The 26659-nt window shown below is 38.5% G+C and carries 23 protein-coding genes; 16 read left to right on the forward strand and 7 right to left on the reverse strand.

The window, feature by feature from the left end; genetic code table 11:
• Position 1: 1 nt before the first annotated feature.
• The 7 genes from CZ225_RS12890 to CZ225_RS12920 all read left to right on the forward strand — a co-directional run bounded on the left by CZ225_RS12890 (position 2) and on the right by CZ225_RS12920 (position 7677).
• A complete protein-coding gene (locus tag CZ225_RS12890; RefSeq protein ID WP_234983052.1) occupies positions 2-1318 on the forward strand; it encodes an HlyD family secretion protein in 1317 nt (438 codons plus the stop codon).
• Positions 1315-2001: a glycoside hydrolase family protein gene (locus CZ225_RS12895; protein WP_083714644.1), complete on the forward strand. Its 687-nt coding sequence runs from the start codon at positions 1315-1317 to the stop codon at positions 1999-2001. Before CZ225_RS12890 ends, CZ225_RS12895 begins: the two co-directional genes overlap by 4 nt.
• Entirely contained in the window at positions 1998-3236 is a 1239-nt protein-coding gene (locus CZ225_RS12900; RefSeq protein WP_077154376.1) for a TIGR04157 family glycosyltransferase, read from the forward strand. The genes CZ225_RS12895 and CZ225_RS12900 overlap by 4 nt, the downstream gene beginning before the upstream one ends.
• A 253-nt stretch (positions 3237-3489) precedes the next feature.
• Positions 3490-3786, forward strand: coding sequence for a TIGR04149 family rSAM-modified RiPP (locus CZ225_RS12905; RefSeq protein ID WP_077154377.1), 297 nt, complete (start codon positions 3490-3492; stop codon positions 3784-3786).
• Between the two features lie 211 nt (positions 3787-3997).
• Positions 3998-5182 carry a 6-bladed beta-propeller gene (locus CZ225_RS12910; protein ID WP_077154378.1) on the forward strand — a complete coding sequence of 395 codons (1185 nt, stop codon included), beginning with the start codon at positions 3998-4000 and terminating at the stop codon, positions 5180-5182.
• Positions 5183-5186: 4 nt separating this feature from the next.
• On the forward strand, positions 5187-6440 hold the full coding sequence (locus tag CZ225_RS12915) for a radical SAM peptide maturase (protein WP_077154379.1): 1254 nt from the start codon (positions 5187-5189) through the stop codon (positions 6438-6440).
• Between the two features lie 7 nt (positions 6441-6447).
• Positions 6448-7677 carry a TIGR04150 pseudo-rSAM protein gene (locus CZ225_RS12920; RefSeq protein WP_077154380.1) on the forward strand — a complete coding sequence of 410 codons (1230 nt, stop codon included), beginning with the start codon at positions 6448-6450 and terminating at the stop codon, positions 7675-7677.
• A 134-nt stretch (positions 7678-7811) separates the two neighbouring features.
• Here the strand turns inward: CZ225_RS12920 and CZ225_RS23675 are convergent, their stop codons facing one another.
• The gene (locus CZ225_RS23675) at positions 7812-7964 is read right to left on the reverse strand and encodes a hypothetical protein (protein WP_159441770.1); all 153 of its coding nucleotides are present in this window, start codon (positions 7962-7964) and stop codon (positions 7812-7814) included.
• Positions 7965-8152: 188 nt separating this feature from the next.
• Between CZ225_RS23675 and CZ225_RS12925 the strand changes: the two genes are divergently transcribed.
• The 4 genes from CZ225_RS12925 (at position 8153) to CZ225_RS12940 (ending at position 12453) form a co-directional block, all read left to right on the forward strand.
• Positions 8153-8572 carry a DUF1573 domain-containing protein gene (locus tag CZ225_RS12925; RefSeq protein WP_077154381.1) on the forward strand — a complete coding sequence of 140 codons (420 nt, stop codon included), beginning with the start codon at positions 8153-8155 and terminating at the stop codon, positions 8570-8572.
• A gap of 94 nt (positions 8573-8666) precedes the next feature.
• Complete coding sequence (locus CZ225_RS12930) at positions 8667-10661, forward strand: OPT family oligopeptide transporter (protein ID WP_077154382.1); 1995 nt, start codon at positions 8667-8669, stop codon at positions 10659-10661.
• A 148-nt stretch (positions 10662-10809) separates the two neighbouring features.
• A complete protein-coding gene (locus tag CZ225_RS12935) occupies positions 10810-11493 on the forward strand; it encodes an N-acetylmuramoyl-L-alanine amidase-like domain-containing protein (RefSeq protein ID WP_392387505.1) in 684 nt (227 codons plus the stop codon).
• Positions 11494-11499: 6 nt separating this feature from the next.
• Positions 11500-12453: a PorV/PorQ family protein gene (locus tag CZ225_RS12940; protein WP_077154383.1), complete on the forward strand. Its 954-nt coding sequence runs from the start codon at positions 11500-11502 to the stop codon at positions 12451-12453.
• Here the strand turns inward: CZ225_RS12940 and lipB are convergent.
• Positions 12431-13093, reverse strand: a complete 663-nt coding sequence (gene lipB, locus CZ225_RS12945; protein WP_077154384.1) for a lipoyl(octanoyl) transferase LipB — start codon at positions 13091-13093, stop codon at positions 12431-12433. The two genes, CZ225_RS12940 and lipB, sit on opposite strands and share 23 nt — an antisense overlap.
• A 67-nt stretch (positions 13094-13160) precedes the next feature.
• Between lipB and CZ225_RS12950 the strand changes: the two genes are divergently transcribed.
• A complete protein-coding gene (locus CZ225_RS12950; protein WP_077155820.1) occupies positions 13161-14000 on the forward strand; it encodes an AraC family transcriptional regulator in 840 nt (279 codons plus the stop codon).
• A 105-nt stretch (positions 14001-14105) separates the two neighbouring features.
• Here the strand turns inward: CZ225_RS12950 and CZ225_RS12955 are convergent, their stop codons facing one another.
• The 5 genes from CZ225_RS12955 to CZ225_RS12975 all read right to left on the reverse strand — a co-directional run bounded on the left by CZ225_RS12955 (position 14106) and on the right by CZ225_RS12975 (position 21218).
• Positions 14106-16313 carry a heavy metal translocating P-type ATPase gene (locus CZ225_RS12955; protein ID WP_077154385.1) on the reverse strand — a complete coding sequence of 736 codons (2208 nt, stop codon included), beginning with the start codon at positions 16311-16313 and terminating at the stop codon, positions 14106-14108.
• Between the two features lie 101 nt (positions 16314-16414).
• Complete coding sequence (locus tag CZ225_RS12960) at positions 16415-16738, reverse strand: heavy-metal-associated domain-containing protein (RefSeq protein ID WP_077154386.1); 324 nt, start codon at positions 16736-16738, stop codon at positions 16415-16417.
• A 36-nt stretch (positions 16739-16774) separates the two neighbouring features.
• A complete protein-coding gene (locus CZ225_RS12965; protein WP_077154387.1) occupies positions 16775-18991 on the reverse strand; it encodes a TonB-dependent receptor in 2217 nt (738 codons plus the stop codon).
• Positions 18992-19139: 148 nt separating this feature from the next.
• Positions 19140-19538, reverse strand: a complete 399-nt coding sequence (locus tag CZ225_RS12970; protein WP_077154388.1) for a hypothetical protein — start codon at positions 19536-19538, stop codon at positions 19140-19142.
• A 369-nt stretch (positions 19539-19907) separates the two neighbouring features.
• Positions 19908-21218: an LruC domain-containing protein gene (locus tag CZ225_RS12975; protein WP_083714646.1), complete on the reverse strand. Its 1311-nt coding sequence runs from the start codon at positions 21216-21218 to the stop codon at positions 19908-19910.
• Positions 21219-21486: 268 nt separating this feature from the next.
• Here CZ225_RS12975 and CZ225_RS12980 point away from each other — a divergent pair, with 268 nt between their 5' ends.
• From CZ225_RS12980 to gcvP, 4 genes are all read left to right on the forward strand, one after another.
• Positions 21487-22338, forward strand: coding sequence for a DUF3298 and DUF4163 domain-containing protein (locus CZ225_RS12980; RefSeq protein WP_077154390.1), 852 nt, complete (start codon positions 21487-21489; stop codon positions 22336-22338).
• Between the two features lie 38 nt (positions 22339-22376).
• Positions 22377-22997, forward strand: a complete 621-nt coding sequence (gene rsmG / locus CZ225_RS12985) for a 16S rRNA (guanine(527)-N(7))-methyltransferase RsmG (RefSeq protein ID WP_077154391.1) — start codon at positions 22377-22379, stop codon at positions 22995-22997.
• A 21-nt stretch (positions 22998-23018) separates the two neighbouring features.
• Positions 23019-23657, forward strand: a complete 639-nt coding sequence (locus CZ225_RS12990; RefSeq protein WP_077154392.1) for an MBL fold metallo-hydrolase — start codon at positions 23019-23021, stop codon at positions 23655-23657.
• A gap of 92 nt (positions 23658-23749) precedes the next feature.
• A complete protein-coding gene (gcvP, locus tag CZ225_RS12995) occupies positions 23750-26647 on the forward strand; it encodes an aminomethyl-transferring glycine dehydrogenase (protein WP_077154393.1) in 2898 nt (965 codons plus the stop codon).
• Positions 26648-26659: the final 12 nt, after the last annotated feature.

The following is a 26659-nucleotide window of genomic DNA, read 5'->3' on the forward strand; positions in this document are numbered from 1 at the left end:
TATGATGAAAGAGCAAGATAAAAAAGAAGAAGATATAATCGAACTCAGAAGCGAAGAATTCCAAGAGGTTCTGAGTGGTATTCCCCCATGGATATTACGCTGGGGCATTACCACTGTTGCTATCATCGTCGTAATCTTATTAATCGGCAGCAGCATATTCAAATACCCGGATACCATCACATCCACCATTACGCTTACCGGAAGCAAGCCTGCTGCCAACATCGTAGCAAAGTCATCAGGCAAGCTGCAAGAGTTATTTGTGAAGGACAACCAACTTGTACAACCGGGAGATTATCTTGCAGTCATAGAGAATCCGGCTAAAACTGCAGATATCCTTTACTTGAAAAAATTCCTTCAAAAATATATGTCATCACCCGATTCAATCGTTTCATTGCCACAAAAAGAGATGAATCTGGGGCTCTGCCAAGCACTTTATTCATCCTATTACCTGGCATTATCGCAATATATCCAGTTCAGAAAACTAGGGTACTATCAGGACAAGATAGATATGATGAAAGACCGGATCAGCAGAAATGAAAAGCACTACCAGGATATGTCGTATCAGGAAGAACTGGTGAGCCGACAACTGGCAATCGCGTATAAACAATATCAAAGAGATTCGACCTTGCACATAAAGGGGGCAGTATCGGGCAAAGCTTTGGAAACGACTTACAATCAATATATTGCCGGACAGCTTTCTATGGAGAATATGCATTCTACGCTTGAGAATCTGCGTATTCAACTGGCAGCAATGAAAGAAGATTTACTGGATACTGAATATCAATACATCGACAAAGAGAGTACACTGACTACTCAACTGAAGTCATTAACCATTCAGTTATTAACAGAAATACAAGCATGGGAAATCAGCTATGCACTGATTGCGCCCATACCCGGGAAAGTTACATTCACTAACTATTGGATAGAAAATCAGAATATCATTTCCGGTGATATCGCATTTAGTGTCATCCCTTCATCCAACAATAAATTGATTGGGAAAGCCTTGCTCCCTGCCGAACGATCGGGAAAAGTAAAAGTAGGTCAGAAGGTGAATATAAGATTCAGCAATTACCCCGATAACGAATTCGGCCTGGTGAAAGGAAAGATACAGAATATCTCTCTTATCTCGGTCAAGGTGGAGGCTAAAAATCATTATGTAGTTGAAATCGACCTGCCGGATGGGCTAACGACTACTTATGACAAAATACTGCCTTTCGTCTCGGGAATGGAAGGCCAGGCAGACATCATCACGGACGATCTGTCTCTGCTGGAACGTATATTATTACCTATGAAGAGAATATTAAATGAAAGCTTATGAATAAACAGGAAGTGCTACAACGTACCGCCAGGTATTTAATGCTACACAGTAGCTTTACTGACAAAATCGGGCTATTCGAGGGTAAAATGGGAATTATCCTATTTTTCATGAATTATTCCAGGTATACGAGGTGTAAAAGATACGAAAAATTTGCTGGGGAACTCATTGATGAGATTTATGCAGAAATACACATCGACTGTTCCCCGGATTTCGGAAACGGATTGGCAGGTATTGCCTGGGGAATGGAATATTTAATTAGAAACCATTTCGTAAAAGCAGACCCGAACAAGGTTTTGATAGAGTTGGACAACCGAATTTTAGAGAGAGATGTCAGAAGGGTGAAAGACTTCTCGGTTGAAAACGGGCTGAAAGGAATTGCAACCTATGTAATCAGCCGTTGTGCAGGCAGAAAGTACTCATGCATTTTCGAAGAATATATCTTTGATTTGGCACAGGCTCTGCAAGCAAGTACCCCGGATGACAAAGAAAGTTTTCGTCTCGCCGACATTCTACAGGATATTATCAATAAGAATGAAACATCCAATGAAACGGATTTCCTGGACAGATTTATAGCTAAAATTCAGATAAAAGATCCACTCAATTTTATCATAGGAAGAAATTTAGGAATCAGAGGCGGTCATGCAGGAATTGGACTTAAAATGATGCAGGAGGAAAGTGTATGACGAAAAAGAAAGTTTATATATTCAACAGTAATTCGCGTGCTGCCGTATATGGCATTGGAACGTATATTGCACAACTGACCGATTGTCTGAAAGAAGCAGAGATTGAGTTTGGCCTCGTCTATATTCATGCAGAAGGGGATGAAGTAACGGTAACAGAAGAAGGAGGATACCAATTAATCTCTATTCCGGGTATGAGTTCCAGTAATCCCCGAAGTCGTGAGTATTATGCACGAAACATTGCTTATTTGCTGAAAGAATTCATTCCAGTAGAGAAAGGCGTTGAATATATCTTCCATCTGAATTTTATGGGTAATCCGGCATTAGTCAGCAACCTAAAAAAAATGTTTAGATGCAAAGTCATATTAGTCGCGCATTATTCCAATTGGAGTTTAACTCTGTTGGGAGATAATCTCAAGCTCCAGCGGATTCTGGCAAAAAGACCTAAAAAACGCGATTATAGCGAGCAGGGCATTGTCAAAGACGTTAAAGAAAATGCAAAAATGATTGCCCAATGTGATAAATTTGTTTGCATTGCCCGCCATTCTATGGAATCATTTACAAGTATCTGCCGGATAGATGCAAAGAAAACCGTATTAATAAACAACGCACTAAAGGATTGCTATATACCTGTGGATGAAGAGGAAAAAAGAATCCTTCGACATAAATATTACATTCAGGAAGGAGTCCCTCTATTGATGTTTGCGGGGCGGTTGGATGAAGTGAAAGGTATCGTTTTTCTTATTCAGGCATTCAGGAAAGTACTGGAAACATATAAAAATGCCAGATTACTGATTGCAGGGGATGGAAGCTTTAACAGATGGATGAAAGAAGCCAAAGATATCTGGTCACAAGTAATTTTTACCGGAAGAATAGAGAAGGAAGTCCTTTATGAACTTTATCACATAGCGGATATGGGGATTGTATGTTCCCTCCATGAGGAGTTTGGATTTGTAGCTATTGAAATGATGATGAACCAGTTGCCTGTTATTGTATCAGATACAGGAGGTTTATCGGAGATTGTAGAAAACGGCATTTCAGGACTGAAAGTACCTGTTATGAATGATAGCAAACAACAGGTAATTGACGTTGATGCATTGTCTGCTAAAATGATACAACTGATTGAGCAACCCGATTATGCTAAGGTTTTAGCAGTAAACGCCCGAAAAAGATTTCTCGAGAAATATGATCTGACGATTTTCCGACAAAAGATATTGAATCTTTATCGGGAAATTTAACTCTCGCTGCTGACAATATGTCGGTGATATGTAAAAAACAATTTCTTTTATAACTTTACTATTGATATTTAGTTGATGCTTTCACAATTACCGCACTGTGCGTGCATTATTGACAACTAATTATGTATTAGTATTTATCAATTAACTCATCTGTTTTTTGCTGAAAAGACATTGATAAATATCAGGAAGTGAGAAATGAGAGATATTGTATCATGACTGTTTTTTATTATTAATCTTTTAAAACTAATTAAAGATGAAGAATTTAAAAAGTTTGAACTTGCATCGTCTTGGCCAGGCCGAGATGACAAGAAAGGAAATGAATGCTCTAACGGGTGGTCAAGGTGGTGATGATTACACTTATGGACCTTATGACATACCCGAAGTCTATGTTTGTGGTTGCCGTTGCTCAAATGCGACTTGCGGATGCAAATACGAAGGTCCGCAAGAGGGACCTGATGATTCGTATTATGGTGGTTCTAGCACTACTGACAATAATAGTGCGAATCAAAACAGCCCCGATGCAAGTACGCACGCTTCAATTAGTGCATAAAGCAACAAAGCTTATGACCTCTTGTGATAAATAAGTAGGAAATAAACGCTTTGCAATTGACTCTCTCTACTAATTTTGTAGAGAGAGTTCTCTAATTCTTATTTATTTTTTAATGAATCCACTTAAGAGTACGTTTCTCAGATGCATACTCACCAGATGCATTTATGTGGTATTAATTACTTTATTATTGAACTTAATTATATAAAATAATATGAAATATTTAATTGTTATTGTTTGTATACTAGCAGGTTGTTCCACTAAACCTACATCATCCAGTACTACTGAGACTACAAACGATTCAGTAAAGGATGTTAGAATAGATCCAATAGTTATTGATATGACCAAAACTCCTAAAAAGGTACTAATTTTGGAAGACATCGCAAATATAGAATATATCCCGTTAGAAACAAATGATAGTACTTTAGTTAATCGCCCTCGTCCAAATGTCGTTTCAGACCATTATATTATATATCAGAATGACAATGGTCAGATTCATGTATTTAACCGGAAAGGGAAGAGTCTATATTCTTTCAACCGCAGTGGAGGAGGACCGGAAGAATATTTCAAAATATATGACATTGTTCTAGATGAAAAAAAGGAAGAATTATTTGTTGAAGATATTCATAAAGAAAAAATTTTCGTTTATTCAATCGATGGAAAATTTAAACGCGAACTAGCTTTACCTAGAAAATTTTTTCCTGAATGTTTAATGAATTATGATAAAGATTATCTATTTTGCTATAACGTTTACTTTCTGGATCACGCGGATGAGTCAAATCAGGAAGATTGCAGAAAAAGAGATAATCCTTATTTCTTTATTTCGAAACAGACAGGAGAAATAACTCCTTTGAATTATTGCATACCTAACAGAACGGGTAACAAAGCCAAGGAAATGAAAAATGGGAAAAGAACAGCAATTCTATCTATAGGTATATTCCCTTTGTCTCAAAACACTCCAGATATTATGATTACAGAACATGTAGACGATACTATTTATTCTCTGAAAGAGAGAAAGCTAACACCTATAATGATAAAGAATCCATCAACACATAAAATGGATCCCCCAATGTTGGTAGGAGTTGATTTTTTTACCGATAGATATATCTCTTTCTTAGCATGTAAGATGAAATTCGAGGAGCGCATATCGTCTATTAATATGATTTACGACAAACAGTCTGACGAATTCTATCGGCTCGCTACGCGTCTTCCTATTTCCTTCCCAATGAAAGGCGGCAAAATAAATTTACCTAAAAACACAGCTCTTTGTCGTATAACTCCCGAAAGACTACTTAAAGATTATAACGACGGTAAATTGGAGGGAGAATTGAAAGAGATTGCTTCTAAACTTAAAGAAGATGACAATCCGGTATTAATGTTGATCAAATTTAAAGAATAACACAATGGATAAGTTTAGAAAAATATCCCCGATGGAGATAGAATATAATCTAATGAACTTAAAGCAGTTGATCTTTGAAGTAACTGATGCCTGCAATTTACGTTGCAAATATTGCGGGTATGCAGATTTATATGAAGGATACGACCAAAGAGAAAATTTAAAATTTCCTTTTCAAAAAGCAAAGTTAATTATTGATTATCTTTATGAATATTGGAAGAAGCAATATTGTGCTGATGTTAATAATCCGATCTCAATAAGTTTTTACGGTGGAGAGCCATTATTGAATGTACCCTTTATCAAGCAGGTAATTGATTATTTGGAAAGCTTAAACCCTATCGGCAAAAAGTTTCATTATAATATGACTACTAACGCAATGCTGCTCGATAAATATATGGACTTTTTGGTTGAAAAAGAATTCCGTTTACTAATCAGTTTGGATGGAGATGAAAAAGGACAAAGTTATCGTGTAGATGCCAAAGGACAAAACTCTTTCAATAAGGTTTTTTCCAATGTGCAGTTATTACGTTCCAAGTATCCTACGTATTTCAAGCATTTTGTAATGTTCAATTCCGTTTTACACAATCGAAATGGAGTCGAATCGGCTTATCGCTTTATTAAAGATGAATTTGGCAAAGAAACTGCTATCTCTCCATTGAATAACTCCGGAATTCGTAAAGATAAGGTAGAAGAGTTTTATCAGACTTATCAGAATATGTCTGAGAGTATACAAAAAGCTACTAATTGTGAAGCATTGAAAAAAGAATTGTTCATTAAAGGTCCAGAAACTGGTATGCTTCTTAATTATATCCACTATCAAACAGGGAATGTATTCAATAATTACAATGAATTATTATTGGGTAGAGTAGGACTTCCATTCCCACCATCCGGTACATGTCCTCCTTTTGCAAAAAAAATGTTTGTAACAGTAAAAGGACGTATTCTTCAATGTGAAAAAATAAATCATGAGTTTGCATTAGGACAGATTACGGATGATAAAGTGGAACTTGATCTGGAACAAGCTGCCCAACAGCACAATGAATATATATTCCATTATGTTAACCAATGTAAGACTTGCGCAGTCAGACATACTTGTGCACAATGTGTATATCAGATAGACGATATACATGATAAGACATCCAAATGTAACAGTTATTGGTCAGCTAAGCAACTTGAAAAGCAAAAAGAATACAGCATGGACTATTTGGACAAACATCCGGAGCTTTATAACAAAATTCTAAAAAATGTCGTAATAAGATAATAGTGGAATGAAAAAATATTGGTTGATTTTATACCCGGATACTTTCCTGTGGGTAAAGCAGGATAGAGGATGTATCTATAATGCAAAAAATTACAAGAAAATCTACTTTGAAAACAAAGGAGAACTGTCGGAATTGGCTCAGACTTTACTCGATATTGATCAGCTATACCGAGTTGATTTGTCGGAAGAACTTCTACAAAAGCCACAAATCAAGGAATGGGTAAATGAAATTATTTCTTCGGAGAGCGGTCAGTTGGTTTTAGATGACGGATTAAATAAGAGACCGGTATCAATGAAACCGGAACTGAAAGTGCAGGATGACGTAAAATATTACGAGTGGGAACATAAACGAGGCATTGATGGCAATGTCATTGATAACCTTCACAAAATAATTATCCACATCAATGGAAGTAATTACGGGAATATTGCTTATACCAAACAAACAGTATACCACCCGGTCCAAACAAGTTCGATACTCGATCATGGAAGTATTTCATCATTTGTTAAGAATGCCCGTGCATGCAGTTATCTGAGAGAAATGGCATTAGTGGGGGATGTAGCATCATACCCTAACTTTAAAGGGTTATTATCAGACATTCTGGATTTTGGATTTAGAAGAATATCAGTCTATTGTCTGGATTATGATTTCTTAAAATACATAGAAACGAATCAGGATTGGGAGAATAAGGCGATTTCATATACAGTACTTGTATCCGATTATTCAGTGATAGAAAAATTAATGAAAGCCATTAAGCAGTTACCTCCAGTTTCTTTTATATTTCTTATCCGCTCGGAAAAAGAATATGAGAATGCAAACTCTTGTATAGAAACGAATGAACTATCAAAAGTAGAAATAGTACCTATATATACAGAGGAGAATTCATCTTTCTTTGAAAACAATCTTTATATAGATTCAGAAAGTATTTCAGAGATAGAACTATCTAAGCGTCAAGTTTTTATCCAACAAAAGCTAAATATTTTCTCATTTGGTAACCTAATCGTTTTACCTGATGGTAAAATATACGCAAATTTGAATGATCCTTCCATCGGAACAATCAATGATACACCACATAGCGTCGTTTATCGGGAATTAACCGAAGGAAAATCATGGCTCAAAATCCGTAATCAGGAACCTTGCTGTAATTGCATCTATCAATGGCTTTGCCCCTCACCCTCCAATTATGAGACAGTGATAGGAAAACCCAATTTATGTTTGATGGAAAATACATCCAATTAGTTATTGCCAAAGAGTTAAAGGAAACTTTGCAAAAAGCAATGCAGTTATTTTCTTAAGTACATCTTTCGTGTATATTAAGAAAAGAACTGCTTGTTTTATCATACTAGATTTGTTAATCTATTACAAATCTTAGACTAAATATAACAGACATATCTATAATCATCAATAGAAAGGCACACGGTGGCAAAGGTGCTATCATAGCTATTGTCAAGACCGACGATGTCATTGTTGTGATAGAACCAATCCCTGAAGAAGCACTCCAGATGGTGCGGGAGGTCACGTGACATAAAAAAGAGTTTTAATAGATACTATCTCAGAGAGTTACAAATTTCTTCAAAGGCAGGAAGTATCAAACTTCCGGATTCGAGTTAAAAAAATAGTAAAAAAAGTCCGTTTAATACAATTTCTCATAACAGAGAATATATTTTAGAGAAAAAATATTATCTTTGTCGCTTGAAATCAAAAAGAAGGAAAAATGAAAAAAATACTTTTTTTAGTGACTTTATTAGTGATGGGAGTTAGTCTAGCATTTGCTGAAAGAGCAGATGGAGGTGCTGCCATTAAGTTTGATAAGACAACACACGACTTCGGAAAGTTTTCCGAGAAACAACCGGTAGTAACTTGTGAGTTCAAATTTACTAATATAGGTGATGCTCCTTTAGTGATTCATCAGGCGGTAGCTTCTTGCGGATGCACTGTACCGGAATACACTCAGGAGCCAATTTTGCCGGGTAAGTCAGGTATTATCAAGGTGACTTATAACGGAGCAGGTAAATATCCGGGACACTTCAAGAAGTCCATTACTTTGCGTACCAATGCAAAAACCGAAATGGTACGGATTTACATCACTGGTGAAATGGAAGCCAAAGATAAAGATGATAAAGACGCCAAATAAGAAAAAATAGACCAGAAGGAAAAGGAGAATCTTTTGATTCTCCTTTTTTTTTGTTTACTTTGAAGTCTGGAAACATAAACTACTAAAAAATAATATGAAAGAACATCAAGAAGACGACAAATTCACCGGGTTACCCGAGAATGCGTTCAGAGAATTGAAACCGGGAGAAGTATATAACCCGCTAATGAGTCCCTCAAAGAATTATCCGGAAGTTACTCTCTGGTCAGTCTCGTGGGGTATTGTCATGGCAATTCTTTTCTCCGCAGCAGCAGCCTATCTGGGGCTGAAAGTAGGACAAGTTTTTGAGGCAGCTATCCCTATCGCTATTATTGCTGTGGGTGTCTCAGGTGCTACAAAAAGAAAAAATGCGTTAGGAGAAAATGTAATCATCCAGTCAATTGGAGCTTGCTCCGGAGTTATTGTTGCCGGAGCTATCTTTACCCTCCCCGCTCTCTATATTCTTCAGGCTAAATATCCTGAAATGACTGTAACCTTCATGCAAGTGTTTATCAGTTCATTGTTAGGCGGTGTGTTAGGTATTCTTTTCTTAATTCCGTTTCGGAAATATTTCGTTAGCGATATGCATGGCAAGTATCCCTTTCCGGAAGCTACAGCCACTACACAAGTATTAGTGTCCGGTGAGAAAGAAGGCAGTCAAGCAAAACCTTTATTGATAGCAGGATTGATCGGTGGTTTGTATGACTTTATAGTAGCAACCTTCGGTTGGTGGAACGAGAATTTCACAACTCGTGTCTGCGGTTTTGGAGAAATGTTGGCAGAGAAAGCAAAGTTCGTCTTCAAGGTGAATACGGGAGCAGCTGTACTTGGTCTGGGATACATCGTCGGATTGAAATACGCTTCTATCATCTGTGCCGGTTCACTGGCCGTATGGTGGATTATTATTCCCGGAATGTCTGCTATCTGGGGCGATAGCGTACTGAATGCATGGAATCCGGACATTACTGCTACAGTAGGGATGATGAGCCCGGAAGAGATCTTCAAATATTATGCAAAAAGTATTGGCATCGGTGGTATCGCTATGGCAGGTGTCATAGGTATTATTCGTTCATGGGGAATTATTAAAAGTGCCGTTGGACTCGCTGCTAAAGAGATGGGTGGCAAAGGTAATGTAGAAAAAAGCATTGTCCGTACACAGCGTGACCTTTCAATGAAGATTATTGCTATCGGCTCTATTATAACATTGATTTTGGTTGTATTATTCTTCTATTTCGATGTGATGCAAGGTAATTTGGTACATACGTTGGTAGCTATCGTACTGGTAGCCGGTATTTCTTTCCTATTCACAACAGTTGCAGCAAACGCAATTGCTATTGTAGGAACGAATCCGGTATCAGGAATGACATTGATGACACTAATTTTGGCTTCTGTTGTGATGGTATCGGTAGGACTAAAAGGTCCTTCCGGAATGGTAGCTTCCCTTGTAATGGGTGGTGTAGTTTGTACTGCATTATCTATGGCAGGAGGTTTTATTACCGATTTAAAAATAGGTTATTGGTTGGGAAGTACGCCTGCCAAGCAGGAAACTTGGAAATTCCTTGGAACGATTGTATCTGCTGCAACGGTAGGTGGTGTAATGATTATCCTGAACAAAACTTACGGATTTACTAGCGGTGCATTGGCAGCTCCGCAGGCAAATGCAATGGCAGCCGTTATCGAACCGCTAATGAGTGGTGTAGGTGCACCTTGGTTGCTTTACGGGATTGGAGCCGTTTTAGCTATTATTCTGACTCTTTGTAAAATTCCTGCATTAGCATTCGCATTGGGTATGTTTATTCCTTTAGAATTAAATGTGCCTTTGGTTGTTGGTGGAGCCATCAACTGGTATGTTACCTCTCGTAGCAAAGACACAGCATTGAACACAGAAAGAGGGGAAAAAGGAACCCTGTTGGCTTCCGGGTTTATTGCCGGTGGTGCTTTGATGGGAGTAGTCAGTGCTGCTATGCGTTTTGGTGGAGTCAATTTGGTAAATGAGACATGGTTGAACAATACTTGGTCAGAAGCGTTGGCATTAGGAGCCTATGCTCTGTTAATCCTTTATTTCATTAAAGCTTCAATGAAAGTAAAATAACATGAAGAGATTCTTATTCTTCATAATGTCATTTATAAGTGTAATAACATTTGCACAACAGCCCGTCGAGCTACCTTTGTGGCCCGGCGGTGCTCCCAATACTAACGGGCTGACTGAGAAGGAAAAGGAGGTATCTCATCTGCAACCGATGATAAGAGTCGGGAAATCCTATTTGGGTACTAAATACGTTGCTAATACACTGGATGAAAGTCCGGAGGAAAAGCTTGTCATCCAACCTCAAAAGGTAGACTGCCTGACATTCGTTGAATATGTGTTAGCACAAGCACTTAGTTCTGATATTACCAGAAACTTACAGAACATACGGTATCGTGATGGTATTATCGACGGATATCCTTCCCGGTTACATTATACTTCAGATTGGATTGAAAATGGTGTACGCCATGGATACCTGGAAGATATCACAGCTGAAAACAGTTCATATATCAACAAACTTTCACTTTCGTTTATGTCCACTCATCCGGAACTGTACAAACAGTTGGCTAATTCACCGGAGAATGTAAAACGAATAGCTGAATGCGAAAAAGCATTAACCGGAAAAACAGTACATATATTGCCAAAGAATAAACTTCCCGACAAAGGGCTCCCTTGGATTGAGGATGGAGATATCATTGCAATTACCACTAGTCTGCCGGGTTTGGACATAGCTCACGTGGGAATAGCCAATTACATCAGCGGTAATTTGCATTTGCTTCACGCATCTTCTTCATTAGGAAAAGTCGTGATCAGCGAAAAGCCACTCAGAAATATGCTTGACAATCATAAATCATGGACAGGAATACGTGTTGTCCGGATGTCTCACCCTAAAAAATAATCAATTATGAAAAGAGTAAAACATTTCCTTCTTACTTTTTCTCTACTACTGCCGACGCTATCAGGAGGAGCACAAGGAGTAGCAGACGCTACTTTTCTGGAATTAACTCCGGATGCACAATCAGCAGGTATGGCAGGCACAGGACTAGCCATCACTGATAATGGAAGTACGGCTATCTTTCATAATGCTTCCACCATCGCTTTCTCACAAGACGTCATGGGTGCCAGTTATTCATACGCTGATATCAATAAGGATTATGCACTACACAGCGTATCTCTATTCTACCGGATCGGTCGGGAAGGGAAGCATGGTGTTACACTTGGTTTTCGTCATTACAAACAACCGAGTTTCGATGTAAATGACGAAAAAGAAAATGATATTTTAAACTTTCATCCTCATGCCTGGAGTTTGGAAGCAGGATATTTCAGAAGTATAACACAGAATCTTGCTCTTTCATTAAATCTCAGATATTTGCAGACAAAAGTTTATCCAAATACTGATAGCAAAGGAACTGTTTGTCTGGACTTTGGGGCTACCTATCATCGAAATATGTCTATTTTGGATGAGATGGCTTCGTGGTCTATCGGATTTCAAGCTGCCAACTTGGGCAGAAAGCTCGATGGACAGAAATTACCCGCTCGATTAGGATTAGGAGGAGCCATTGACCTTCCATTCAGTATGGAAAATCGCCTACAAGTAGCATTGGATCTCAATTATCTTCTCCCTTCCGATTACCGTCATTTTCAAGCTGGTGTTGGAGCTGAATACAATTTCCTGAAGTACGGAGTAGTCCGCGCCGGATATCATTTTGGAGATAAAGACAAAGGAGTAGGCAACTATGGTACTTTAGGTTGTGGGATTAACTTCTGGCCCATTCGCGCAGACTTCTCCTATGCATTGGCTGATAAAGACAACTTTATGCATAAGACTTGGCAAATTAGCTTAGGAGTAGTTTTCTAAGCTCACCCTCAAGACGTTGCTTCACTTCGTCCATTGACACATCCTGTTTCAATTCTTGGCGAAGAGAAGTAACGCCTTTATCTATAAATCCACATGGATGGATATAACTGAAATAACGTAAATCCGTATTCACATTCAAAGCCAATCCATGCATAGTGACAAAATGACTACTGCGTACTCCTATCGCACAAATCTTACGGGCACGAGATGTTTCACCTTCCAGCCAGACTCCTGTTGCTTTTTCCAGCCGTCCCGCTTCGATACCGTAGGAAGCACAGACACGTATCACTGCTTCTTCAAGTAAATGTACATACCCCTTTAATCCCAGTTGAAAATCTTCCAGATTCAGAATCGGATAACATACCAATTGTCCCGGACCATGATAAGTAATATCCCCTCCCCTGTCGATATGATAAAGGGTTGCATCAATGGCTTTGAGCTGTTCGTCATTCAACAGCATATTATTTTCTTTCCCGCTACGCCCCAACGTATAGACATGAGGATGTTCACACATAACGATCCTGTTTACATATGGTTCTCCCTGTGCTTTCGCATGAACGAGAGCATCAAACCATTCCGTTTGCCGCTGCCATGCGTCGGCATAAGGTATCAAGTTCCAATATACAAAAGATGTTTTCATAAAAACAAAGATAAAAAATAAAAAGAAAATGTGTACATTTGTCGGACTAAATAAAACAACCGACCTTATGAAAATGGATTTTCCACAGGTTGATTTACCTCTTGAGGTTCTAGCCTGGACAGATGTTACTGAAGATATTCTTAACATTTATAAGCAATCATGCCGACTGCAAGCCTGTATTGTGGCTATTTGTACCGAGGGATACATGAAAGCCTCTATCAATTTACTGGATTATGAGATTCGTCCCAATGATCTGATCACATTACTTCCAGGAACGATTATTCAATTTAAAGAAAAAACTGAAAAGGTACGTTTGTGCTTTGCCGGATTCTCTTCGACTTGTGCCGGGCGCATTAATCTGATAAAAGCTATCGGAGATGCTTATCCCAAATTATTGGAACTACCTGTAGTTCCGCTTTCCGAAGATATTTCTAAATATTTAAAAGAATATTTCGCCCTATTATCTCATGTCAGTTGCGATGATTCTTTTGATATGGATCCGGAATTATCAGAGATTTCTCTTCAGGCCATTCTAACAAGTGTCAGACTAATATACCGGAGACTAATTGTAAAGAATGACAGTTCAAATCGCAAAAAAGAGATTTGCCGGGAATTGATACAATCAATTACAGAGCACTATAAGGAGGAACGTCGTGCACAATTCTATGCAGATCAACTTGGCATTTCTCTTCAACATCTTAGTACCACCGTCAGGCAAGTGACAGGAAAAAGCGTACTTGACACCATTGCTTATATCATTATCATGGATGCTAAAGCTAAATTGAAAGGGACTAGTATGACTATTCAGGAAATAGCGTATTCCCTAAACTTCCCCAGTGCAACCTTTTTTGGCAAATATTTCAAACGATATGTGGGAATGACACCTGTAGAATTCAGGAATGGATAAAATAGGTGACATTTTTAGATAGAATTTGGGGCTAAGAAATCTGTACGCAATAAAGAATCTCGTATTTCACTCATACAAAAGTAGATTCTTCACTGCGTACAGATATTATTTTCTTCCCAGACTCAGAGAATTGAGCACCACACTTACACTGGAAAATGCCATAGCAGCACTTGCCAACATCGGATTCAACAATAAACCATTAAGTGGAAATAAGACTCCGGCAGCAATAGGAATACCAATCAAATTATAAATAAATGCCCAGAAAAGATTCTGATGGATCAGTCTTACGGTCTGTTTTGATAATTCGAAAGCTTTAGGTAATAACAACAAATCGGATGTCATCAATGTTACCATTGCCACATCCATTGCAATATCCGTACCCTTACCCATCGCAATGCTGACATCAGCCAAAGCCAATGCTTGTGAGTCATTAATCCCGTCTCCTACCATAGCCACCTTTTTTCCCTGTAATTGTAGTTCATGAACAAACTCAGCTTTATCATCCGGCAATGCATCAGCAACAAAACGTTCAATACCCAACCGGGAAGAAACAGCCAACGCGGTACGCTGTCCATCACCTGTTAGCATACAGATATCAATGCCCAGACGCTTCAGTTCTCTTACAGCTTCTGCAGAAGTCGCCTTCACCGGGTCTGAGACAGCAATAATGGCCAATAATTCACTCCCCCGACCAAAATAAATAATGCCTTGACCATCGGACTCATACTGCACCAACATATCAGCCATGATATCTACTACTATCGCATTGAAGTCTTTCAGTAGTTTATGGCTTCCAACCCAATAAGTATAACCCTCATAAGAAACTTTTATTCCTTTCCCCGTAATACTTTCAAAACTATCTAAAGTGACAGGCTTGATATTTTCTTCTTGAAGAGCTGCTACAATAGCACCTGCAAGTGGATGTTCGGATTTCATTTCCGCTGCCAACAACACATCTTTGAAATGCATTTCCTGTGGTTGCGCCCACAACCATCCAGTAGCGGTGGGATGGCCTTCGGTCAATGTTCCTGTTTTATCAAGTACGATTACATCCACTTTTCTCATTTGCTCCAAAGCAACAGCATCTTTTATAAGAATATGCTGGCTGGCAGCTTTGCCTATTCCGACCATTAATGCAGTAGGGGTAGCAAGTCCCAAAGCACAAGGGCAAGCAATCACAAGTACAGATACGGCAGAAAGAATTCCATAGGAAATATATTCACTACCGCCAATCACGATCCATAATATAAATGTCAGAATAGCGATACCTAGTACGACAGGTACAAAAATACCTGTAATACGATCTACAATACGTTGTACGGGGGCTTTACTGCCCTGAGCTTCTTGTACCATACGGATGATACGTGCAAGCACAGTTTCAGTCCCAACCTGTGCAGCACGAATAATGAATGAACCACGTTGATTGATTGTTCCGGCTAGTACCTTATCTCCTTTTTTCTTTTCCACAGGAACCGGTTCACCGCTGATCATACTTTCGTCTACATAAGAATCACCTTCAGAAAGTTGACCGTCTACAGGAATCTGCTCTCCCGGACGAACGACCACCAGATCTCCGACTTGCAATTGTTCTATCAGAATTTCTTCTTCCACTCCATTCCTTAAAACGCGGGCAATCTTCGGCTGCATTCCCATTAGTTTCCGAATAGCAGCCGATGTATTCCCTTTAGCACGTTCCTCCATCAGCTTTCCTGTCAGAACAAAAGCGATAATCACAGCAGAAGCTTCGTAATAAACATGCGGCTCCAATCCACGAGCATACCAGAACTCGGGAAAGAATGTATTGAATACACTGAATAAAAAAGCAATGGATGTACTCAGTGCTACTAGAGTATCCATGTTACTACGTCCTAACTTTGCCTGTTTCCATGCACCGGTGAAAAAGGAACCTCCGAAAAGGATCATTACCGGAATAGTAAGTACTAACTGAATCTCACTTGAATAAGGCATATGCATCAGTACCATAGAAAACAGAAGCAAAGGAACAACCAGTATCCAAGCTCCAATAACTTTCCGTTTCAGATGAAGATAACGCTTATGCTGTTCCTCTTCCTGACGTTCTTCTTTATGTGTTTCTTCAATAATTAAATCGTATCCGGCAGCAAGCACTGCAGCACGGATTTCTCCGGGAGTCAATTGACCGCTCTCATACGATACGGTTAATGTATTCGTTGCAAAATTGACCGAAGCTTCTACAACTCCGGTCAGTTTCTTGACTGTTTTTTCGACATTATTAGCGCACCCTGCACAGTGCATATTTAACACAGGGAACGATTTCTTTACTATATTACCCATACAATCTATATTTAACCTCTTCCCTTCTTCCTTCACCCAAAAGGAGTTGAGAAGAGGCTGTTCTTTTATTTATAAACAAGCAGATACGGGTCTTTGTTCGATTACTTCTTATCTGCTTTCTTATCTTCCTTCTTTGTTTCTTTTACAAATTCCGCTTCGTATTCAAACTTCTTAAACCCAGCCTGCAAGTTCTTTACGTTCGTATTTTCAGCATCATAAGTGATGGTTACCGTTTTTGTCTTCAGCTCGGTAGCCAACTCTTTTACCCCCTTTTCGAAGCGTATGTTGTTTTTCACTTTCCGTTCACAATTTTCACAGTGCATCTGAGATACTTTGAATACTGCTATACGGATATCTTTTGCCATTACGGCTGTTACACCTAAAAGAGCTACGATGCATGTAGCCATCCATCTTTTTGTTTTCATTGTCTTTCTCTTATTTGTTTTAATATTATATAATCATCAGTTTCTTGCCAAATTAAATCGTACCCCGATATAAGCTTTTGCTCCATGTACAGGTCCCCATATCATCGTTGAATCGAAATTATCTCCCCAAGGATTCGAGGCATCTATAATAGGATTCTTCTGCTTAAAATTAGTAAGGTTCTCCCCTCCTACGTAGATAGACCAACGACGAAAATAACGGGTTATCTGTGCACTCACTTGTTCGAAACTACCATAGCTACGCTCCCAGGACAGTCTTCCACCCGCCAATTCATAAGGGGACGGCATTCTGCCACCACCATTAAGCTGAAGTGTAGCATCCAACTGCCAAATTCCCATTGGAGTCTGGTAGGAAGCAGTCAATAGTCCCTTATACTTACTTGTCAGAGGCTTTTCCATCCGCTGACCTTTATAGGTAGTTTGTGCATCTGTCAATCGATAAGCCCCGGTCAGTGTAAATCCTTTAAAAAAAGGATAGCTCGCTTCTACCTGGAATACATGAGAATAGGAACGTCCATCCAAGTTATAAAAAGAGACTTCATGCGGATTATTATCCATATCCACAATTACTTGTTTCAGAAAGTTTGTGTAATAATATTCTGCATTGATATTCAATGTTTTTCCAAAGATTGGAATATAAGTAGCTACGCTGGCACCATAGTTCCATGCTTCTTCTATATCCAGATTTTGGGCTATCGTAACTTTTCGACTACTAGAGAGCAAATAATTGTTTTCGGCCAGAACATGATTTGTCCGATAACCTTTTCCTGCCGAAAGGCGAAAATGAACATATTCATTCGGATTATATTTAAGATGTGCACGCGGAGTCATAAAAAATCCATGCTCGTTACTGTAATCTCCACGCAAACCTGCCATAAACATCCATTGGTCATTCAGATTTAATGTATATTGCACATAAGCTCCGGGTACAGCTTCTTTATCAAAAGCCTTACGCAAGAGCCCTTCTGCATCATTTTCCAGGCGGTAATATTGATCGAATGCATCATAATTAAAACTCAATCCTGTAGAAATACTATTCTGCTTATTTAATTCCGTCTCAAACATTAATGAAGCATAGGCATTGGTTTGGTCTACATTATAAAGTTTCTTTCCATATAATGCGTCTTGATTGTGCCAAGTAGCAGATAAGATCAACGCTAAATTAGTGTTTTTCTCTTTATTAAAAATATACGCATTTTTGGTAAAGAGCTCATAACGCTCCGTATCAATGCCGACTTTATATAAGTCTGAAGCTAACATATTTCCATGATGAGTTTGTCCACTGTTACGACTTTCGGATAATGCCTTAAATCCCGCCTGAAAAACATAATGGTCACCCATATATGCCCAACGGTTCCATACATTATATTGTTCCACTTGCGGAATATCTACAAAACCATCATTATTGCCGTCATGTGCTTTAGTCTCATTCTCGTAATGTGCCAATAGGGAGGTACTCCAACGTTTGGAAACCTTCAGGGTAGCATCTGCATTCGCTTCATAACGGTTGGTAGAGCTCGCAAAAAGATTAGCAAATACCCAATCAGCTTCCGGCAATTGCGGTTTCTTAAACTCTACATTAATTTGTCCGGTAATGGCTTCATAACCATTTTTTACGGAAGAAGTTCCCTTTGATACCTGTATACTTTGCATCCAAGGACCGGGAACATATCCTAATCCATAAGGAGAAGCAGCTCCACGATAGTTCGGAATATTCTCTGTAAGCATCTGTACGTAAGTACCGGACAAGCCTAAAAGTTTTATCTGCTTTGCTCCTGTCGCTGCATCCGAATAGCTAACATCCACCGAAGGATTCGTCACAAAACTTTCTCCCAGATTACAACAAGCTGCTCTGCTCAATTCCGCACTAGTTATAATATCTTCATTAAGAACACTATTACGTATCTTCATTGTTCCCATCTTACGTCTAACGACACTGATTTCATTTAGTTCTACTCCATCCTGAAGTACAATATCCAGCTCATCATTCTTATTACTAACATGAATCGTATCATTCTGAAAGCCTATAAAACTTACTACCAACATATGTTCTTTTGCCGGTTTATGAATAGAAAAGCTACCATCTTCTTTTGTGGTTACCCCTTGTCCTGTATTCAACCAAAAAATATTTGCTCCGGGAACCGGTTCGCCAGTATTATCTTTTACTATTCCTCGCACTTGCCCACAGATATCGAATGCCAACAGCGAGAATAAACTTAATATTATATATTTCATTTATTTTATTTTCGAGATACAAAAATAGATTACTTCTAATGCAACCAAGTTGCATTACTTTACTCATAGTCTAATTGACTAAAAGTAAAAACGTAGATTAACGCCGACTCCATCCAGGAATCCACATCAGAAAAATATAAGATGTAAGCTAAATGACAAGTACAGAATGTAGTGCCAACTTCTGTCGAGGACAGACATGTGGCGGATCCCAAAGACAAGAATAGGCCTCCGAACAGTCCATACATATCGAAGCCATCCATTCATTTATCTGTCCATAAAATAATGCAATCACCGGAACAGAAACTGTCATCTCGGAAGTGTGCTTCATCAAATCAATCTTGTAGATAGTAGCTGTGCAGCCTTCTTCCTTACAATCTTTCTTTGAATCACAAATATGAACTTTTCGGCATTTGGAACAACCATCCATACAACAGTTCTGTGCACTCTCACAACGAGCACAACAATAATGCATAATAGACACCCCTACTCCTGAATTAATTATCAGAAGAGAAAGAAGCATTACTGTTATGTAAGATAGTTTTTTCATTGCGGAAACAAAGATAAGGATAAAAATGGAGAGCCCTATATTTTTAACAATAATAATGAGATAGACTAGTATGAATCACCTATACTAAAAAATACTATTCTTACAAATCAAAAATCATTTAACAGATTTCCAAACACCTTTCGGTGTCATTTTATGATATTCAATACTATACTTTTCAACCTTCACAATCTCCCTAAATAAGGATTCAATTTCTTTTTATGTAGATGAGAAAAATAACATCCGACCCCAAATCTATTAAAAAAACCGATTATTTTAAGCATTATTTAATGCCAAAACAACCGGTTTTTAATAAGGGAAAACATCTTGCTTTATTCCAAACAACAAACAATTCTAAAGGTATATTTCATTTTACCAAGAAGCTTTAGTCCCTGGATTCTCCCAAACATATTTGAACCAATTATCTAATTGCGTTCCATTGCTTTCTACCCACTTCGCAAAGTTAGGTGCATAAGCTTGACGAATATCCACTTTTTCAAGCGGAAAATGGAAATCACTGACAACCTTCATCCCCCAAACAAAGTTTTTATCAGTCGAGTAGGTTTTATCTGGACTCATCACTGCATCCTTACTCTTAGCTGCATCCACCTCATACGAACTATAAAGAGGAGTGGCTTCGTATCCACGAAGATGGATTTCACGTTTACTGTAAGTTACCAAGAAAAAGTCTTGATTGTAAGCATTAGATGCTTGTACAAATCTCTTATTAGATTCCTGACTACCTCCCACTTCATTTGCATAAATGCCAAAATTGATAGTGGTTAAGTTTTTATCATCCTGCTGTTCTGTATTATAGTAAATAGAACCATTCTTTTTCAACTGCTTCAGTCCTTCTATATAAAATATAGGAGCAGAATCTGGTTGATTAGGATTAGCAAGACGTGCAGTTAAGCCATTCACACTTTTATCAAGTCCAGTATATTTTCCAATATGACGTTGTAACAAACTTCCTGACTCATCACCTAAAAAGCGTAGACCAAGTTTGTCTGGTGCACTGCCTCCAATAGCACGGATAGTTACTGAAACTTCAATACGTTCATAAGGATATTGTCTTTCATTATTAGCGGTATAACTAGTAATTTTATAGTCTGCTACAAGGTCATTAAAATCATAGTCAGCAAAATCAGGCCAACTATCTTCGAAAATAACATTTCCTGATGTTATATATTTCCTCAGTTGATGTTCATCGCTACCAATAGTTATAGCAGCCATTCCCAATAACTGATCAGTTCCTATTGACAAATATCCTTGATTATCATCTGTGGCACGAATAGCAGTAGCTTTCTGTTGAATCTTAACTTTTGATATAGCAGTAGTGGATTCCCCTGTCGGATATTTCACATAAAGATAATCAATTGAAGTAGGAACATCAACGCTACCCTCAATTACATTTTCCGGTCCTACAGGTAATTCTGCAACCAAACTTTTATCCGAGCATTCTGCCTCTGTATAAATAGAAACAATAGAAGTTACCGGAGCAGTTACCTCTAAATTTACACTACGAGAAGTATTCCACGTAAAATCACTAGGGATATCAAGATCAAGAGTATTCTCTTGAGAACTATCAGGATCAGAATAATCCTTATCATTTTCAACACATGCTACACATAATATTGTAGCCCACATCAGTGAGTACAATGTCCGCTTTTTTATTGTTATCATTTTGTTTGTATTAAGTAATGTTTATACGTTTATAAACTTGGGGCAAATATACAAATTAAGTTATATATAAAAGCAAAAAACTTGAATATATTATTCATTTTAAGCATAGAATACATACAAAAAAAGGAGGAACGCTCGAGAAAGTTGAAATATACCATTCGAAAGACCTAAATATTTTTTCTTTTTTATTCGTCGGATTCGGTAAATTCATTTATATTTGTCGATAAGGAAAGAGACAACAAATATAGAATTTATAGTAAAAACGAGTATGAAAAAACAATATGTCAGCTTGCTTGCGATTATCCTTTCGGCAAGCGTTTTTTTGTTTTCTTGTCATGACAAGATGAACAAAAATACTGGAGCTTTAAAATTCGATAGCATTCAAGTAAACGAAACTGTACACCTCTTTAATGATACAGCTAAACCTGCATGTAACATAATTATTAATTTCACCTTTGCTACCAAGTCATCAGATCCGATTTTAAAAGATAGCATCAACGCCTATTTCATTTCCACTTTTTTTAGCGATAAATACATTGGAGATCAACCTAAGAAAATCGTGAAAGAATATACTGACGAATATATCAACACATATCTTCACGACCAAGAACCGATGTATCTGGAAAGTGAAAAAAACAAAGATGACGAATCGGCAATAGGATCATGGTATTCTTTCTATAAAAGTCTCGAAAGTCGTGTACAACTTTATGAAAAAGACCTTCTCGTTTACCGCATCGACTACAACGAATACACTGGAGGGGCTCATGGTATGTACATGACCACTTATCTAAATATGGACCTTACCTTGATGCGTCCGCTTCGTTTGGACGATCTTTTTGTTGGAGACTACAAAGATGCACTGACCGACCTGATTTGGAGCCAATTAATGGCTGAAAACAAGGTAACTACCCATGAAGCTCTAGAAGACTTAGGATATGCTTCTACCGGAGACATTACTCCTATAGAAAACTTTTATCTGAGTAAGGATGGCATTACCTTCTACTATAATATATATGATATCACACCGTACTCCATGGGACCGGTCAAAGTAACTATCCCTTTCTTCATGATGGAGCACTTGCTGGGTAGTAATCCGATTCTGGGAGATTTGAAAAGCTAAAAATTCATAATTGATAAATTATAATTCAAAACAAGAAAGTGGAAATCATTCTTAAATATTTTCCGAATCTCACGGAAGAGCAACGCAAGCAGTTTGCCGCTCTATACGACCTATACATTGATTGGAATTCTAAAATCAATGTGATCTCTCGTAAAGATATCGAGAACTTATACGAACATCATGTACTTCATTCGTTAGGTATCGCCAAAGTGATACAGTTCCATCCCGGCACCAGTGTCATGGATCTTGGTACGGGGGGAGGTTTCCCTGGCATTCCGCTGGCAATTCTATTTCCTGAGATAAAATTTCATTTGGTAGACAGTATTGGTAAAAAAGTACGTGTAGCAACAGAAATAGCCAATGCTATTGAATTGAAAAATGTCACTTTCCGCCATGCACGTGCCGAAGAGGAAAAACAACTGTTTGATTTTGTGGTAAGCCGTGCCGTTATGCCTTTGGCCGATTTAATAAAAATCATAAGAAAAAATATATCCCCTAAACAGCAAAACGCTCTGCCCAACGGATTAATCTGTCTTAAAGGCGGCGAACTGGAACATGAAACAATGCCATTCAAACATAAAGTCGTGATGAGCAACCTCAGTGACAATTTTGAAGAAGAATTCTTTAAAACCAAAAAGGTAGTGTATGTCCCACTTTAAAGAGAAATCATTATTAAAACCATGAAAATAAAGAGATTTGAATTTAATATGTTTCCTGTAAACTGTTATGTTATATGGGACGAGACTAAAGAAGCCGTGGTTATTGATCCCGGTTGCTTTTATGATGAAGAAAAACAGACTTTAAAGAACTTTATCCTTACTAATAATCTGAAAGTAAAGCATTTGCTTAACACTCATCTACATTTAGATCATATTTTCGGCAATCCGTTTATGCTGAAAGAGTTCGGTCTGTCGGCAGAAGCTAATAAAGCGGATGAGTATTGGATTGACGAAGCTCCGAAACAAAGCCGTATGTTTGGTTTCCAATTACAAGAAGAGCCTGTTCCACTAGGTAAATACCTTCATGACGGAGATATCATAACTTTTGGGAATACAAAATTGGAAGCCATTCATGTACCGGGTCATTCCCCAGGAAGTTTGGTTTATTATTGCAAAGAAGATAATTGTATGTTTTCAGGTGACGTATTATTTCAGGGAAGTATCGGCCGTGCTGACCTTACAGGAGGAAACTTTGACGAGCTAATAGAACATATTTGTAGTCGTTTGTTCGTGCTTCCCAATGAAACAGTTGTTTATCCGGGACACGGTGCGCCTACAACTATCGGCATGGAGAAAGCAGAGAATCCGTTTTTTAGGTAAATTGCTTCTGAAGTTACCTGATAATAGTAATAATCAGAATATAAAAAAGCATGGAGCTAACTAAAAGATAAGACTTTAAATTAAATACATATATGGACAATACAGAAACATCTAGAAATTCCTTTTCCTTTGTCAGAGAAAACTGGGGAACAACTTTTGCTAGCCGTCATATCGGTATCAATGAAGAAGATATCACTGTGATGCTCCGTAAAATTGGCGTAAATTCATTAGATGAGCTAATTGATCAAACAATTCCCGCGAATATCCGACTAAAAACACCTTTGGCATTGACACCTCCACTTACGGAGTATGAATTCAGCCGCCACATTTCAGAGCTTGCAAACAAAAATAAATTATATGCTACCTACATTGGTATGGGATGGTATAATACCATTACTCCTGCCGTTATCCAACGAAATGTATTTGAAAATCCTGTATGGTACACATCCTATACTCCTTATCAAACGGAAGTATCACAAGGACGATTGGAAGCACTGATGAATTTTCAGACAGCAATCTGTGACCTCACAGCCATGCCACTGGCCAACTGCTCGTTACTGGACGAAGCGACCGCTGCTGCCGAAGCCGTCAGCATGATGTATTCCTTACGATCACGTGCACAGCAAAAAGCAGGTGCAAATGTCGTTTTTGTCGATGAAAACATCTTCCCTCAAACATTGGCAGTGATGACTACTCGTGCGATTCCCCAAGGGATTGAGTTACGAATTGGAAAATATAAAGAATTCGAACCGACACCGGAAGTTTTCGCTTGTATATTGCAATATCCCAATTCTAATGGAAACGTAGAAGACTATGCTGCATTTACAGAAAAAGCGCATACCGCAGCATGTAAAGTCGCCGTTGCAGCAGATATTCTCAGCCTTGCTTTATTGACTCCTCCGGGAGAATGGGGGGCAGATATCGTATTTGGAACCACACAACGTCTTGGAACACCAATGTTCTATGGAGGACCTTCTGCTGCTTATTTTGCTACACGCGACGAGTATAAACGAAATATGCCGGGACGAATCATCGGATGGTCTAAAGATAAATACGGAAAACTCTGTTACCGCATGGCTTTACAAACCCGCGAACAGCATATTAAACGTGAAAAAGCAACCTCAAATATCTGCACAGCACAAGCTTTATTGGCAACGATGGCAGGCTTCTACGCAGTTTATCATGGACAAGAGGGGATACGGACGATTGCATCACGTATCCATAGTATCACTGTTTTGCTCGAGAAACAACTGAAGAAATTTGGTTATACACAAGTCAATGCCCATTACTTTGATACTCTTCGTTTCGAACTCCCTGAACAAATTTCTGCTCAACAGATACGTACTATTGCACTAAGTAAAGAAGTCAATCTACGTTATTATGACAACGGAGATGTCGGCTTTAGCATTGATGAAACTACAGATATTGCTGCTACCAACGTGTTACTTTCCATTTTTGCCATCGCTGCAGGAAAGGACTATCAAAAAATAGAAGAAGTACCGGAGAAATGGAATATCAACAAGTCACTAAAACGTTCATCATCTTTTCTGACACATGAGGTATTCTGCAAATATCACACAGAAACGGAAATGATGCGATATATCAAACGTCTGGATCGGAAAGACATTTCGCTTGCACAATCCATGATCTCACTAGGATCATGTACCATGAAATTGAATGCAGCAGCAGAAATGCTACCACTGAGTTGTCCGGAATTTATGAGTATACATCCGCTGGTTCCCGCAGAACAAGCAGAAGGCTATCGTGAATTAATCAATAATCTTAGTAATGACTTAAAGATTATTACAGGATTTGCAGGAGTAAGTTTACAGCCTAATTCAGGTGCCGCGGGAGAATATACAGGCCTTCGTGTTATCCGCGCCTATCTCGAAAGTATCGGTCAAGGACATCGTAACAAGATACTAATTCCTGCTTCAGCTCATGGAACAAATCCGGCTTCTGCTGTTCAAGCCGGTTTCGAAACAGTGATCTGTGCGTGTGATGAACATGGAAATGTGGACATGAATGATCTTCGTGCAAAAGCCGAAGAGAATAAAAGCGAGTTGGCTGCTCTTATGATTACTTATCCTTCCACACATGGTATTTTTGAAACAGAAATAAAAGAAATCTGTGACATTATCCATAGCTGTGGTGCACAAGTCTATATGGATGGAGCAAATATGAATGCACAAGTGGGACTTACAAATCCGGGATTTATCGGTGCAGACGTTTGTCACTTAAATCTACACAAAACATTTGCTTCACCGCACGGTGGAGGAGGTCCGGGAGTAGGTCCTATTTGTGTGGCAGAACATTTAGTTCCTTTCCTCCCCGGACATAGCATTTTCGGTAATTCTCAAAATCAGGTATCTTCCGCTCCGTTCGGTAGTGCAGGTATTTTGCCTATTACTTATGGATATATTCGAATGATGGGAACGCAAGGTCTTACCCAAGCTACAAAGATCGCTATTTTGAATGCAAATTATCTGGCTGCTTGCCTAAAAGATACTTACGGGATAGTTTATCGGGGAGCGAATGGTTTCGTAGGTCATGAAATGATTCTGGAATGTCGCAAATTGCATGAGGAAACCGGAATATCAGAGAATGACATAGCCAAACGTCTCATGGATTATGGTTATCACGCACCTACCCTATCCTTCCCTGTTCATGGCACATTGATGATTGAACCGACTGAAAGTGAGAGTCTTTCTGAACTGAACAATTTCGTAAATGTAATGCTCACTATCTGGAAGGAAATCCAAGAAGTGAAAGATGGCGAAGCTGACAAAAACGACAATGTATTGGTTAATGCTCCTCATCCGGAATATGAAGTAGTCAGTGATCATTGGGAACACTGTTATACACGGGAAAAGGCAGCATACCCGATTGAAAGCGTACGTGAAAATAAATTCTGGGTAAATGTAGCCCGAGTTGATAATACGCTGGGAGACCGTAAGTTATTGCCAACACGTTACGGATCATTCGAATAGATTTCATAAGCC

The organism is Bacteroides bouchesdurhonensis, assembly GCF_900155865.1.
Lineage (GTDB): Bacteria > Bacteroidota > Bacteroidia > Bacteroidales > Bacteroidaceae > Bacteroides > Bacteroides bouchesdurhonensis.

Bases quoted from the DNA above. Each gene is read 5' to 3' on its own strand.
- CZ225_RS12890 (WP_234983052.1), top strand. From the start codon at position 2: ATGATGAAAGAGCAAGATAAAAAAGAAGAAGATATAATCGAACTCAGA.
- CZ225_RS12895 (WP_083714644.1), top strand. From the start codon at position 1,315: ATGAATAAACAGGAAGTGCTACAACGTACCGCCAGGTATTTAATGCTA.
- CZ225_RS12900 (WP_077154376.1), top strand. From the start codon at position 1,998: ATGACGAAAAAGAAAGTTTATATATTCAACAGTAATTCGCGTGCTGCC.
- CZ225_RS12905 (WP_077154377.1), top strand. From the start codon at position 3,490: ATGAAGAATTTAAAAAGTTTGAACTTGCATCGTCTTGGCCAGGCCGAG.
- CZ225_RS12910 (WP_077154378.1), top strand. From the start codon at position 3,998: ATGAAATATTTAATTGTTATTGTTTGTATACTAGCAGGTTGTTCCACT.
- CZ225_RS12915 (WP_077154379.1), top strand. From the start codon at position 5,187: ATGGATAAGTTTAGAAAAATATCCCCGATGGAGATAGAATATAATCTA.
- CZ225_RS12920 (WP_077154380.1), top strand. From the start codon at position 6,448: ATGAAAAAATATTGGTTGATTTTATACCCGGATACTTTCCTGTGGGTA.
- CZ225_RS23675 (WP_159441770.1), bottom strand. From the start codon at position 7,964: ATGTCACGTGACCTCCCGCACCATCTGGAGTGCTTCTTCAGGGATTGG.
- CZ225_RS12925 (WP_077154381.1), top strand. From the start codon at position 8,153: ATGAAAAAAATACTTTTTTTAGTGACTTTATTAGTGATGGGAGTTAGT.
- CZ225_RS12930 (WP_077154382.1), top strand. From the start codon at position 8,667: ATGAAAGAACATCAAGAAGACGACAAATTCACCGGGTTACCCGAGAAT.
- CZ225_RS12935 (WP_392387505.1), top strand. From the start codon at position 10,810: ATGATAAGAGTCGGGAAATCCTATTTGGGTACTAAATACGTTGCTAAT.
- CZ225_RS12940 (WP_077154383.1), top strand. From the start codon at position 11,500: ATGAAAAGAGTAAAACATTTCCTTCTTACTTTTTCTCTACTACTGCCG.
- lipB (WP_077154384.1), bottom strand. From the start codon at position 13,093: ATGAAAACATCTTTTGTATATTGGAACTTGATACCTTATGCCGACGCA.
- CZ225_RS12950 (WP_077155820.1), top strand. From the start codon at position 13,161: ATGAAAATGGATTTTCCACAGGTTGATTTACCTCTTGAGGTTCTAGCC.
- CZ225_RS12955 (WP_077154385.1), bottom strand. From the start codon at position 16,313: ATGGGTAATATAGTAAAGAAATCGTTCCCTGTGTTAAATATGCACTGT.
- CZ225_RS12960 (WP_077154386.1), bottom strand. From the start codon at position 16,738: ATGAAAACAAAAAGATGGATGGCTACATGCATCGTAGCTCTTTTAGGT.
- CZ225_RS12965 (WP_077154387.1), bottom strand. From the start codon at position 18,991: ATGAAATATATAATATTAAGTTTATTCTCGCTGTTGGCATTCGATATC.
- CZ225_RS12970 (WP_077154388.1), bottom strand. From the start codon at position 19,538: ATGAAAAAACTATCTTACATAACAGTAATGCTTCTTTCTCTTCTGATA.
- CZ225_RS12975 (WP_083714646.1), bottom strand. From the start codon at position 21,218: ATGATAACAATAAAAAAGCGGACATTGTACTCACTGATGTGGGCTACA.
- CZ225_RS12980 (WP_077154390.1), top strand. From the start codon at position 21,487: ATGAAAAAACAATATGTCAGCTTGCTTGCGATTATCCTTTCGGCAAGC.
- CZ225_RS12990 (WP_077154392.1), top strand. From the start codon at position 23,019: ATGAAAATAAAGAGATTTGAATTTAATATGTTTCCTGTAAACTGTTAT.
- gcvP (WP_077154393.1), top strand. From the start codon at position 23,750: ATGGACAATACAGAAACATCTAGAAATTCCTTTTCCTTTGTCAGAGAA.